Raw genomic sequence first — 12855 nt, 5'->3', positions numbered from 1 at the left:
TTAAGAAGGTATTGGCCTGCAGGGCTTATTTTCCTTGCTGGCGAAACTCCGTTACGGTATCCCAAGCAACCTGTTGTAGTGCGCGGGCGGTCTGTTCTGTCATGTCACTATCGACTGGCAACGCACCACCAACTGGGGATTGGTCGTAAATCGTAGCAAATAGCACACTGGCGGCCAGATAAGTCCCTGCTAAAGAGGGATGATTACCATCGCTGTGATACAAATCTATCTCTGGATGGGTTTTGATTGCACGGCTAAATGCCAAACCTATCGGAGCCACATATCCGCCGGTTTTACTGGCAATATCGATATAGGCTTTGGCCAGTTTATCTGTTTGCTCTTGTTTATCTTTATTGGCCCACGTCATGAAATAAACAACTTTAGACCCAGCTTTATGCGCGGTATCCGCCATAGTGGTGGCTGAGTCAGTAAAATATTGGCGTGAGTCTGCTTTAGCCGAAATAGGCTCCATCGAGTTGCCCTGCAGAATAACAACATCCCACGTCTGAAGAGAGTTCTGGAAACTCAAATTAGGGATATGCCAGCCTAATTGTCCGCTGGAAATAGTTATCCCACGGAAGGCATATCCTTTAGCCTCATCAGATAACAGTGAACGGCTTAAATCACGCAGTCGGGTATTCACATGATTGTTGTAATGCATATATGAATTTCCGTAGAGCGCGAATGTTTTCCTTTCTCCATCCATTTTAGCCTGAGGCTGTGGCGCAATAATCGTATCTGCCCGGGCACTGGCTAGCGTGATTAGCCCACATGCCAGCAATAACATTAGCTTTTTCATTATATTTACCCTTAGAAGTCGTAACGTAATCCCAGAATAATGGCATCGTCGTTAATTTTGAGGTTGTTATTCGCCAGCACTTTGTCATAGGTCAGCGAGAGATAAGCATTCTTCGCCACAGTTAACTGAGCTTCTGCTCTCCAACCCTCTTTTTCGTATATGTCCTTACCATCCTCATCTAAGAAGCTATATCCACCTAGAATTTTAATATGTTTGAACTGATATGAAGCCAATGAATCGAAGCTGAAATAATCATTATCAGATTTATTATCACGCTCGATGGAGAGCTTTCCTGCCGTGATCGCCAAAGACATAGCATTATAGTCAAGCTGCAATCCGCCCATGACCTGCTGGTGTTTCTTACGTCCATCAGTAGTATTTTTCTGCGGGTTATCTTTACGGTTAAACTCACTGGCAGCAAGGGCTGGCGTTATTTTCAAGTCACCAAATTTAATCATTTTTCGATAACTAATCATCATGCCATTATCGAGCCCTTCATTATCACTGTTAGCATTACCGGCGACATAAGCGGCTTGTATCTGATGCCCATCAAATTGGCCATTCCACTGGAGCGTACCGTCCTGACGGTTATATTGATAGGATGTATCAATTGTGCTAATACCGTAGTTATAAACATTTGGTGTAAAGTTTTTATATTTATCCGTCATTCTCATTACCTGATAAAGCGGGTTCTGAGTACGACCACCAATTAATTCACCGTAACGTGCGTGAGATAAGCCGAGCCAGGCATAACGTGCATCCAGATCTCTATCTTTAGTTTTATTGTCGTTTTTCTCGGTACGTAATTGCCACTCCAGGCGGCCGATAATTTTAGTCTCTTCAAGTAGCGAAAGATCGCGAGTCACATAGATACCTAAGCGCCCACCTAATTGATTTCGTACATCATCCCCAGCAAATGAAGAGTCTCCATGAGCAAATTGATATTCCAAACGTCCATAAATATCTAGAGTTGTTTCTTTATCCTTGTAAACATTCATCGCGAAGGTTGATGAACTCATACAAGTTAAAAGAATAATCGGCATTATTTTAATTTTCATAATTTACCTATAATTAAAAGCGTATAAAGCACCCCAGTCAGAAGATCTCAACTGATAAGAAGATAAAAATCATTTTTATCGTGAGTATTATTAAGATCAAAGAATAATGTGAGATATGGGAATATTTCTTTCTCACTTTAAAACGTGATAATCCGCGCAAAAAATTATTTAAATAGGATTTAAATCACTATTTCTTCATTAAATTTAATAAGTGATAAATAAAAGTTAAGTAATAATCCTCCCGTCGCACGCCATAAAAAGGTTGTAATAAGTATTTTGTGTTAAGTTTGTCACGTTTTTAGGAATAAAACGGGGTGAGTCGCAGGGAAATTCATATTCTCATTTTTATGATCAGAAATTTAGATCAGACTTTTGGCTATCAAACGGATATAAATAGAAACAACTCACTGATATCGTTCATCTACTTATTTTGGAGTCAATAATGCGGGGTAGTCATAGTTCAGTATTTGATTCAGAACTGTATTCATCCTTGTTCACTCACCCTGAAATGAAACAGGTTTGGTCTGATGAAAATTTAATTCACTGCTGGCTGGAGTTTGAAATGGCGGTAGCTCGCGTGCAGGCAGAATTAGATATAATTCCGGTACCGGCCGCTGAAGAAATTGTCGCGACTTGCCAATCGTTAAATATTGATTGGCCGCGACTGGCCGCCGAAACACGTTCTGTTGGCATGGCGATAAAGCCACTGGTAGACCAAATAACCGATGCCGGTACGCCACTGGTGAAAAAATATCTGCATTGGGGTTGCACCACTCAAGATTTATTGGATTCCGCACTGGCGATGAGAATAAAGCAAACATTGCTGTTGCTGCGTCGCCAACTTATTGAGCTGGGCGAGTGCCTAAAAATCATGGTGCAAGAACATAAAACTACCGTGATGGTCGCTAGAACCAATTCCGTGGATGCTTCAGCCACCACTTGGGGGTTACAGGCCAGCAGCTATCTGAGTGAGTTGACCCGACATATTCATCGTCTTGATAATCTCTACCCAACAGCCATTACCGGGCTATTTGGCGGGGCGGTAGGTAACCTTGCCTCCGTGGGGCATGACGGCATGGCAACGAGAAATAACCTAATGAAATTGTTAGGTTTATCCTCACCCATCGGAATGATGAATGCCAGTCAGGATAACGTGGTGCAAGTGGTCCAGTTTTTTGCCCTGGTACACGGTACCTTATGTCGGATAGCCAATGATGTCGAAACCATGGGCAGGCCCTCCCTTGGGGAAGTCAGAGAGGGTGAAGGGGGAGGAGGCTCCAGTACCATGCCGCACAAAACGAATCCTCGCGCCAGTAACATGATCCAAACACTGTCCCGTATGGGTTGGATGTATGCCTCTGGTGCCACCAACCTACTGGATCAGCAGGATGTGCGAGCCGCTTCGATGCGCGTACTAAACTGGACTCTATTACCTGAGTCGGCGTTAAGCCTCTCTACCAGCCTTGATCGTGCTTGCCGCCTTATCACCCATTTGGTGGTCGATAAACAGCGCATGGCAGACAATTTCAATACCTCGAAATATTTCATTATGTCGGAGTCGGTATCAATGAGATTGGCTGATAAAATTGGCCGAGATCAAGGCTACAACATCATGAAAAATCTATTAAAAGAGGCTGATGGCACCCAAGATCTACAACAGTTAGTACTCCATAATGCTCAGATTCGTGAATTCTTAACCGAAGAGGAGATTATGACGGCTTGTGACCCATCATCCTATCTTGGCTGTAATGATGCACTGATTGAGGAAACGCTGGCATTCTTTGATGCCACAGAAAAGAATTTAGTCGGTTGATAGAGTCAAGACTCCCCTAAGCATGGCCCTTGGGGGAATCTTGACTCATCTATTTAGGGAGTGGTGAAAAAAGTTCAAAAAATACAAATAGCTCTTCCAACTGCTCAAAGTTCCCCTCTCCTTCCCCTTTTTCATAGGCCAGATGCAGGACTAATTCAACAAAAAAGAAACTGATAATTCTGCTTTTAAATACCGATTGGACGTCGCTTGGCAAGACAAACTGTAGATTACAAAATTTGCCATAGGGATTAGATTCTGAATTGGTTATCAGCACCACTACCGCGTCCTTCTTGCGAAACCACTCAGTGACTCGAATTACCACTCGATTAAACCGGTAATAAGAGAAGGTGATCAGAACATCTTTACTGGATATGTTGAGCAAATCTTTCGGCAAATCACCAACATCCACCGAGAGAAGCGTCACTTTGTCCCTAAAGTATTTAACCAAAGTAGTGAAGTGCTTCGCCATAGCGTGTGACGAAGAAGGGCCAATAACATACAGATGTCTGTCAGTATCCAAAATAAGACTGATAAACTCGTCCAGACTCTCGATATCAATATTATCTTTGAAGCTCTCAAACAGCATGGTCACATTCTTATTAAATTCAGAGACTATCTCTGCCGTGGTGACCTTCGCTTTCTCTTGAGCCCGTGATACCAGCTCAAATGGCGGTACCAATTTCTGCTGTGACAGTCCTTTCTCCAGCTCACGTCTGAAAGCCGAATAACCGGTAAATCCTAATTTATTTAAAAAACGCCCAACAGTGGCTTTACTCACCATTGCATTACGTGCGAGATCGACAATGCCATGAAAGGGCAGTTCGTTAAAATGCCCTTGGATATATGCATCAAGGCGACATTCTGATTCTGTCAATGAACTTAATTGTATAGTTTGTGAAATATATTTCTCAAGTGTCAACAAATTATTAATTTCCATCCATTATTGCCTCTTCACATTCAAATTGACGAGCTAACATATAAATATATTCTCGAAAAAATATCTTGTTAATGATCACGCAAAGCATAGGTAAAATGAAATCATTAATTGATGTAACAAAGAATTTCAAGGAATGAGACGCCGCGCACAAATTACTGTGAGAAAACTATTTTCTCATTCTGCCAATGATTGCTTACTTCTAGTATAGCTTCATTGCAAACAGGCACACAGATTAACCGTTTCCGCCTGAGATATATCTGAAAAGATTTATTTAACTGTGGTTTTTCACTCGGGAAAACAAATAAAAAGGGCTCATCTCATGATTGCATTTATAATCGCAATAGTGATTACTATCATTGCTGCATGGTTAATCATCAAAAATTACCAACCGCAAACCGTGCTGTTGCTAGCCGGTATTTCATTGCTGACTATCACCGCTATTTTTTATCCAGAACACAATATCTTATACGATAAAGCAAAATCGACAGGCTCAGTTTGGATTGATATTTTTGCCTTTGCAAAAAACTCACTCTCTACTCAGGTTGCTGGCATTGGTTTGATCATTATGGCTGCCGGCGGTTTTGCCAGTTACATGGATCATATCAAAGCATCCAATGCCATGGTTAATGCCTGTATCCGCCCTCTACAACTGATTAAAGCCCCCTACCTTATTCTGGCAATTGGCTATATTTGCGCGCAGTTGTTGCACGTGGCAATTTCCAGTGCTGCCGGGTTAGCCATGCTGTTGTTGGTGACTTTCTTCCCGGTACTGGTGCGCTTAGGTGTGAGTAAAGCTGCGGCAGCCTCAATGATTGGCCTTTGTGCTTTTATGGATCTCGGTCCTGCAGTGGGCACCGCTAACCTTGCGGCAAAACACGCAGGTATGGAAACCGCAATCTATTTTGTCCATTATCAGATGCCGATTGCTATTGCCGTGATGTTAGTGGTGTCCGTGTTAGTCTTCTTTACCGCCAAATATTACGATAAAAAAGATGGCCATTCTGTTGTTGTTCAAGATATTAGTCACGCCGAAAACACAGAAGAAGAACGTGTACCTACCTTCTACGCATTATTACCTATCTTCCCGGTTGCTCTGGTTCTGATATTCAGTCCGTTATTTATTGATAGCATAAAAATAGATGTGGTCACCGCCATGATTATCGGCACGTTGACGGCATTTGTTTGTGACCTCTTGGTGAAACGTGATTTCCGTAGCTGTTGTAAAGGGGTTCAAGTTTTCTTCAAAGGCATGGGAAGCATGTTTACCAGCATCGTTTCTTTACTGGTTTGTGCTGATATTTATGCCCAAGGGATGCAGAAAATTGGGGCGATAGACTATTTACTGGTGTCAGTCCAAAACGCCGGTTTTGGTTTCGCCAGCATGACTATTCTCATGACGCTGCTGGTCGGTGTAACTGCAGTATTAACGGGTTCTGGTGTCGCTGCCTTTTTCTCCTTCTCAGGTATGGCCCCCTCTATCGCCAGTAAATTCGGTCAAGAAGCGGTTAGCATGATTCTGCCGATGCAGTTAATGGCCGGTATGGGCCGCTCTATTTCTCCGGTAGCCGGTATCATCATCGCCGTCAGTAAGGCCGGTGAATGCTCTCCGTTTATGATTGTAAGACGAACGCTAATTCCGGCGGTCGGTGGCATCATCACCATGATGATAGCCAATTACCTGCTGTTTTAGATTCAGAACATTTCATTATTGTTGAGTATTTGGATATTTAATATGTTTCATGAAGATAGCCAAGAATCACTGTATATCCCCTATACGGGCACATTATTGATGGACTCTCCCCTGCTAAATAAGGGGAGTGGTTTTACCAGTTATGAGCGGGAAACGTTTAATTTAAGTGGGCTGTTGCCCGCTGCGGTAGAAACTATTGAAGAACAATCGCAGCGGACCTATCAACAGTTTCTCGACATTAAGTCCGATATTGCTCGCCATATTTACCTGCGCAATATCCAAGATACTAACGAGACACTGTTTTACCATATGGTCGGCAAGCATATTTCAGAAATGATGCCGATCATTTATACCCCGGTTGTCGGCCATGCTTGTGAGCACTTTTCTGATATTTATCGCCGGGCTCGGGGGCTTTTTATCTCCTGGCCTGACAGACACATGATTGATGATATTTTGCATAATGCGACTAAGCAAAATATCAAAGTGATAGTTGTGACTGACGGTGAGCGCATTCTTGGTCTTGGAGACCAAGGTATTGGCGGTATGGGGATCCCAATAGGCAAACTTTCTTTATATACCGTGTGTGGTGGCATCAGCCCAGCTCAGACACTGCCTATTTTACTTGATGTGGGAACGAACAATTCTCAGCTGCTTAATGACCCACTCTATATGGGATGGCGCCATCCTCGGATTAGCGGTGACGAGTATTTTGAGTTCGTCGATATGTTTATCAGCGCAGTCAAACGCCGCTGGCCCCATGTATTATTACAGTTTGAAGATTTTGCCCAGCATACGGCCATACCACTGCTAAACCGCTATCGGGATGAGCTCTGCTGCTTTAACGATGATATTCAAGGTACCGCCGCCGTCACGTTGGGCACCTTAATGGCCGCAAGTCGCGCCGCGAATAATCAGCTACGGGATCAACGTGTGGTATTCCTTGGTGCCGGTTCTGCCGGGTGTGGTATTGCTGAGCATATCGTGGCACAGATGGTATCCGAGGGCTTAACTGACGCCCAAGCGCGCACCAATATTTATATGGTTGACCGGTTTGGCCTGCTAACTGACGACCAAACCAATCTTGCGCCTTTCCAGCAACATCTGGCACAACCACGTTCAAGCCTGGCAGGCTGGGATAGTCTGAATGAAACATTCTCATTGATAGAGGTTATTCAGAACGTCAAACCTACAGTACTGATTGGGGTCACAGGCCAGCCGGGGTTATTCAGTGAAGAAGTGATCCGTACCATGTATTGCCACTGCCCAAAGCCTATTGTTATGCCGCTTTCCAATCCAACCTCGCGTATGGAAGCTCGCCCGGAGGATATTCTGCGCTGGACTGAGGGCCATGCCATTATCGCCACTGGCAGCCCATTCGAGCCGATTATTTATCAGGATAATGCCTACCCTATTGCCCAATGTAATAATGTCTATATTTTCCCGGGTATAGGGCTTGGTGTTCTTGCCAGCCAGGCTCGACGTGTCACAGAAAGTATGTTGATGGCAGCCAGTCGAACACTGGCCGATTTCTCGCCACTGGCGCGTGATGGGTATGGCTCACTGCTACCCGATATTAAAGATATCCAGCAAGTTACACAGGCCATCGCTTATAACGTTGCAAAAGAAGCTCAGTTAGCCGGTGTCGCAATCGAGATCCCAGATGATATGCTGAGAGAAACTATCACCAAGAATTTCTGGCAGCCACAATATCGTCTTTATAAAAGAACGTCATTTTGAGAGATTGGGGAAATTACTTATAAAATAGCGGGATAAAGAGAAATGATGGCGGAGGAGGAGAGATTCGAACTCTCGAACGGTTTCCCGTCGACGGTTTTCAAGACCGTTGCCTTCAGCCACTCGGCCACCCCTCCGCAACGAGCCGAACTATAAACAGAGCACTGCCGCTTGTAAAGCTTGTTTGCGTTTAATCGCCTAAAAAGCCGTCATTCGATTGTCGAATGCTGAATTAATCGTCATCCGCAATACTGACTGATGATTCACTGTACAGCCCTCTGACCTTGCTTTATATCAGTGAAGTCTGACCCAGTAAAAACACGGATTCTTTGGGTAACGGACAAATATTTGCTAAATTAACCACCGTTTCATTAATTGAATCTGAGGTTGTATGTTGGAGTTTGAAGGTCGGGCAATTGAAACCGACGCACAAGGGTATCTAAAAAACAGTGCGGACTGGAGCGAGGCTTTGGCTGCCATACTTGCCGAGCAGGAAGGTATTACACTTACCGAGCCTCATTGGGAAGTGGTGCGTTTTGTGCGTGCGTTTTATCAAGAGTTCAACACGTCACCCGCGATCCGTATGCTAGTAAAGGCGATGGCGAAGAAATATGGTGAAGAAAAAGGCAGTAGCCGCTATCTATATCGTTTATTCCCCAAAGGGCCAGCAAAACAAGCCACTAAGATTGCGGGATTACCCAAGCCGGTAAAGTGTATTTAACAAACTGCTGCGGGTAATAGTTGTTATAGCGCAGTACACAGATTAATATCGAATTTTAAAAGTCTCAAACTGCGTGGGCGGGTAAGGTTCGGTCAGTAGGCGCTCGACTCGCGCCCCACGCGGCCCGCCCTGCTTGATCCACTCCATCAAACGTTCCACGGCTTGCTGCTCGCCACAAGCAACTACCTCCACGCTGCCATCATCACAATTCCTGGCATACCCCGTCAGCCCCAGTTCTTGCGCCTGACGTTGTGTGCTATAGCGAAAACCGACACCTTGGACGACACCATAAACATAGGCAGCAGTGCATACTTGTGACATATCGACTCCTTATCTACGTGATAATTTGCATTTTACGGCTCATACTCCGACAATACCGCTCTTTTTTACCTAGCTGGCAGCAACCTAATTATGACCGTACGCTTGATTCTTGCCAAAGGACGTGAAAAATCCTTACTTCGTCGCCATCCATGGATTTTCTCTGGGGCTGTTCAACGCATTGAAGGCAATGCACTTCCCGGTGAAACCATCGATATTCTTGATAGTCAGGGTAAATGGCTGGCTCGTGGCGCCTACTCCCCAGAATCACAAATTCTGGCACGCGTCTGGACATTCCAACAAGATGAAGTGATTGATAGCGAATTCTTTGTTCGTCGTCTTCAGCAAGCACAAAGCTGGCGGGATTGGTTGGCGCAACGAGATGGCTTGAATGGCTATCGGCTGATTGCTGGTGAATCTGACGGTTTGCCCGGCATCACCATTGATCGTTTCCAAAACTTCCTGGTATTGCAACTGCTGTCAGCGGGTGCCGAATATCAACGAACTGCGTTGGTCAGTGCCTTGCAAAAGTGCTACCCGGAATGCTCTATTTATGATCGCTCCGATGTTTCAGTGCGTAAAAAAGAAGGCTTACCACTGACTCAGGGGACGGTGTTTGGCGAAATGCCTCCGGCCCTGTTGCCAATCACTGAAAACGGTATGCAATTACTGGTTGATATCCAGCAAGGCCATAAAACCGGCTTTTATTTAGACCAACGAGATAGCCGCCTCGCAGCACGTAATTACGCCAATGGCCGCCGTGTCTTGAACTGTTTCTCTTATACTGGGGCTTTCGCTGTTGCCGCACTGATGGGGAATTGCCAACAGGTTATCAGTGTTGATACATCACAATCAGTGTTGGATATCGCCAGACAAAACGTTGAACTCAACCAATTAGATTTGAGTAAAGCTGAGTTTATTCGTGATGACGTATTCCAATTGCTGCGCAACTACCGCGCGCAAGGGGAAAAGTTCGACATGATTATCATGGACCCACCGAAATTTGTAGAAAACAAAAGCCAGCTCGCCAGTGCCTGTCGTGGTTATAAAGATATCAATATGTTAGCCATACAGCTATTACGCCCAGGCGGGATCTTGTTAAGTTTCTCCTGCTCAGGTCTAATGCCAACAGATTTATTCCAGAAAATTTTGGCTGATGCTGCGTTAGATGCAGGTCATGATATACAATTTATAGAACAGTTCCGTCAGGCAGCGGATCACCCTGTTATCGCGACATATCCAGAAGGTTTGTACCTGAAAGGATTTGCGTGTCGGATAATGTGACTTGAAATGCCCTACACTGCCCTCATATAGAGGGCGGAGTATGTTTCTCAGGAGGTTATCATGATCGCCAGCAAATTTGGTATTGGGCAGCAGGTTCGCCATAGCCTACATGGCTATTTGGGTGTGGTGATTGATATCGATCCTGAATATTCTCTTGAGCCACCGGAACCTGATGAAGTCGCAAACAACGATATTTTGCGTTCATCACCTTGGTATCATGTGGTCATAGAGGATGATGAGGGGCAACCGGTACACACCTACCTGGCTGAAGCACAGCTGACTTATGAAGATATGGATGCTCATCCGGAGCAACCTTCATTAGACGAGCTAGCGGCGTCTATTCGCCATCAGCTACAAGCTCCGCGTCTGCGCAACTAAGTCTTGAGACTGATCAATAAAGCCCGGCTCATTTTGCCGGGTTTTTTATTATCAAATAGTTATCACATGAATAGCGAAAATATCACGCTTTTTCTAATCCCAATCGCGGTATTTCAATCTTCGGGCAGCGGTCCATCACCACCTTCAGCCCAGCATCAGCCGCCAACGTTGCCGCCAATTCATTAATAACCCCAATTTGCAGCCACAAAACCTTAGCACCGATAGCAATAGCCTCCTGTGCGACGCCATATGCAGCCTCGGCATTACGAAATACATCCACCATATCGATCGGATGAGGAATATCGGCTAATTCAGCATAAACCTGTTGACCCAGCAATGACGTCCCAGCCAGTTTAGGGCTGACTGGTATCACCTGATATCCCTGCTGTAATAGGTAAGCCATGACACCGTAGCTTGGACGTGAAGGCTTATCACTCGCGCCAACCAATGCAATTGTTTTTACCTGCTGAAGAATGTCAGCAATGTCTTTATCGTGCATTTTTCAGTTCCTCTGATGCGCTAAAGAATGTTCCAATCCATTTGCTTCCGGATGGATTGACACATATGAACGACGTCTTAAGTGTACATCATGATGAAAAACGATGATAAATGCTGCCTAATTGATTTGGTTTAATAGTTCGAGAAGTATTAACTGTTAGATTGTCTGTTTTATCTTTAGAATTCATCACGATAAAAAGGCCATATTTATACTGAATATTTCAAAACGTAAATAAATATGGGCAACCGGAAAGACTTTGACACATAATCTAGCTGATCTGACAAAATAAACAGATATCGCCTTCAGGAGTAGCACATGAAATTTGGTCTGGTGGTCGCAGGGATTTTGGCCGTTTGCTGTAGTGCTTCAGCTATAGCCACGACCTTAAAACTTGCACCGGAAATTGACCTGTTGGTGGTCGATGGAAAAAATATGTCGGGCTCCTTGCTGAAGGGAGCTGATAGCTTGGAGTTAAATAGCGGGCAGCACCAAATCCTGTTCAAAGTGGCGAAGGCGCTTCCTACCGACCCGAAAATCTTGTACACCTCTCCGCCATTAGTCGTGGTGTTTAACACCCGTAACATTCGTTCAGTTGCCATAAAATTACCAACTATCGATACCGAACGAGATGGTTATAAATTCTCTAAAAACCCGGCATATCAACTTATTGGGGATAATGGCCGCCCATTGTCTGTACGCCATGACGTATTGCATCAGGACAATCTTAATTCCGCCGCAACACTTGAAACGGCCATGGCAACCTATAATGTCGGGCAATTTAGTGCTTCAGTCCCCTCTTTTGCCACTATCCCTCCCTCCTCAGTAACGGCAGTACCCGGTACTACAATTGCCGTGGCCGGTACCAATACCACACAGAAAACCACTAACTTGCAAGGTGAGAATGTCGCAGAACAAATGCTGCAATATTGGTTCCTGCAAGCTGACAAAGAAACACAGCAACGGTTCTTATTATGGGCAAAAAAACCACCAACTAAATAATCCAGGCAGTGCTAAGGCTGTGTTTAAACATCAGGTTATGCTTGTTTCCTCGCATTTCTTTGCGCTACTACTATGCACAAAATCGTCATTTCAGTAATCTGTCTGCAAACCGTCGGCACTTATTGAAGGATACTTTGATGGAACTCACTACCCGCACTATTGCGGCACGTAAGCATATTGCTCTGGTTTCTCACGACCACTGCAAAAAATCACTGCTCGAATGGGTGATGGAAAATCGAGACCTTTTATCGCAGCACGAACTTTATGCAACCGGCACCACAGGGAACTTGGTACAGAACGCAACAGGTATTGATGTCCACTGTTTGCTTAGTGGCCCAATGGGCGGAGACCAGGAAGTAGGCGCTCTGATATCCGAAAAGAAAATTGATATTTTGATTTTCTTCTGGGACCCACTCAATGCCGTCCCCCATGACCCCGATGTCAAAGCCTTGCTGCGCCTGGCAACGGTATGGAATATTCCGGTAGCTACTAATCGCTCAACTGCAGACTTCTTAATTGGTTCGGCATTATTTAGCGGTGAAGTGACCATCGCCATCCCTGATTATGATCACTATTTAAAGCAACGCCTGAAATAAGCATGAAGCCCGGTGCGTTAAAATCACCG

At 44.7% G+C, this 12855-nt stretch carries 13 protein-coding genes and 1 tRNA gene; 8 read left to right on the top strand and 6 right to left on the bottom strand.

The genetic code is table 11. The annotated features are described in order from the left end of the window. Positions 1 to 25: 25 nt before the first annotated feature. Positions 26 to 799, bottom strand: coding sequence for an SGNH/GDSL hydrolase family protein (locus DJ58_RS15065; RefSeq protein ID WP_004709921.1), 774 nt, complete (start codon positions 797 to 799; stop codon positions 26 to 28). Positions 800 to 810: 11 nt separating this feature from the next. Beyond that, positions 811 to 1857, bottom strand: a complete 1047-nt coding sequence (locus tag DJ58_RS15070; RefSeq protein WP_004709923.1) for a porin — start codon at positions 1855 to 1857, stop codon at positions 811 to 813. Between the two features lie 442 nt (positions 1858 to 2299). Between DJ58_RS15070 and DJ58_RS15075 the strand changes: the two genes are divergently transcribed. Next, the gene (locus tag DJ58_RS15075) at positions 2300 to 3670 is read left to right on the top strand and encodes a class-II fumarase/aspartase family protein (protein WP_032911294.1); all 1371 of its coding nucleotides are present in this window, start codon (positions 2300 to 2302) and stop codon (positions 3668 to 3670) included. 49 nt (positions 3671 to 3719) lie between these two features. Here the strand turns inward: DJ58_RS15075 and DJ58_RS15080 are convergent, their stop codons facing one another. Further along, positions 3720 to 4607 carry a MurR/RpiR family transcriptional regulator gene (locus DJ58_RS15080; RefSeq protein WP_004709928.1) on the bottom strand — a complete coding sequence of 296 codons (888 nt, stop codon included), beginning with the start codon at positions 4605 to 4607 and terminating at the stop codon, positions 3720 to 3722. 319 nt (positions 4608 to 4926) lie between these two features. On the opposite strand from DJ58_RS15080, the gene dcuC reads away from it, so the two are divergent. Together dcuC and DJ58_RS15090 are read left to right on the top strand one after the other, a co-directional pair. After that, a complete protein-coding gene (gene dcuC / locus DJ58_RS15085) occupies positions 4927 to 6297 on the top strand; it encodes a C4-dicarboxylate transporter DcuC (RefSeq protein WP_032911295.1) in 1371 nt (456 codons plus the stop codon). Between the two features lie 42 nt (positions 6298 to 6339). After that, positions 6340 to 8034 (top strand): NAD-dependent malic enzyme, encoded by a 1695-nt coding sequence (locus DJ58_RS15090; protein ID WP_004709930.1) that lies wholly within the window; start codon positions 6340 to 6342, stop codon positions 8032 to 8034. A gap of 46 nt (positions 8035 to 8080) precedes the next feature. Here DJ58_RS15090 and DJ58_RS15095 read toward each other — a convergent pair. Further along, a tRNA-Ser gene (locus tag DJ58_RS15095) sits at positions 8081 to 8168 on the bottom strand. Between the two features lie 254 nt (positions 8169 to 8422). Here DJ58_RS15095 and tusE point away from each other — a divergent pair. Further along, positions 8423 to 8752 (top strand): sulfurtransferase TusE, encoded by a 330-nt coding sequence (gene tusE / locus DJ58_RS15100; RefSeq protein WP_004709931.1) that lies wholly within the window; start codon positions 8423 to 8425, stop codon positions 8750 to 8752. 42 nt (positions 8753 to 8794) lie between these two features. On the opposite strand, the gene yccX is transcribed toward tusE, so the two are convergent. Continuing rightward, a complete protein-coding gene (yccX, locus tag DJ58_RS15105) occupies positions 8795 to 9073 on the bottom strand; it encodes an acylphosphatase (RefSeq protein WP_004709934.1) in 279 nt (92 codons plus the stop codon). 90 nt (positions 9074 to 9163) lie between these two features. On the opposite strand from yccX, the gene rlmI reads away from it, so the two are divergent. Both rlmI and hspQ read left to right on the top strand, forming a co-directional pair. Continuing rightward, positions 9164 to 10354: a 23S rRNA (cytosine(1962)-C(5))-methyltransferase RlmI gene (rlmI, locus tag DJ58_RS15110; RefSeq protein ID WP_004709936.1), complete on the top strand. Its 1191-nt coding sequence runs from the start codon at positions 9164 to 9166 to the stop codon at positions 10352 to 10354. A 60-nt stretch (positions 10355 to 10414) separates the two neighbouring features. Then, positions 10415 to 10732, top strand: coding sequence for a heat shock protein HspQ (hspQ, locus tag DJ58_RS15115; protein WP_004709937.1), 318 nt, complete (start codon positions 10415 to 10417; stop codon positions 10730 to 10732). Between the two features lie 82 nt (positions 10733 to 10814). On the opposite strand, the gene DJ58_RS15120 is transcribed toward hspQ, so the two are convergent. Beyond that, complete coding sequence (locus DJ58_RS15120; RefSeq protein WP_004709939.1) at positions 10815 to 11231, bottom strand: CoA-binding protein; 417 nt, start codon at positions 11229 to 11231, stop codon at positions 10815 to 10817. 315 nt (positions 11232 to 11546) lie between these two features. Between DJ58_RS15120 and DJ58_RS15125 the strand changes: the two genes are divergently transcribed. Continuing rightward, on the top strand, positions 11547 to 12230 hold the full coding sequence (locus tag DJ58_RS15125; protein ID WP_004709942.1) for a DUF2057 family protein: 684 nt from the start codon (positions 11547 to 11549) through the stop codon (positions 12228 to 12230). 137 nt (positions 12231 to 12367) lie between these two features. Beyond that, on the top strand, positions 12368 to 12826 hold the full coding sequence (locus DJ58_RS15130) for a methylglyoxal synthase (protein WP_004709944.1): 459 nt from the start codon (positions 12368 to 12370) through the stop codon (positions 12824 to 12826). The last annotated feature ends 29 nt before the right edge of the window (positions 12827 to 12855 follow it).

The sequence above is a fragment of the Yersinia frederiksenii ATCC 33641 genome (assembly GCF_000754805.1).
In the GTDB taxonomy this organism is placed as follows: domain Bacteria; phylum Pseudomonadota; class Gammaproteobacteria; order Enterobacterales; family Enterobacteriaceae; genus Yersinia; species Yersinia frederiksenii.
The sequence above is the reverse complement of the archived record's forward strand: the minus strand, read 5'-3'. Positions and strand labels throughout refer to the sequence as shown.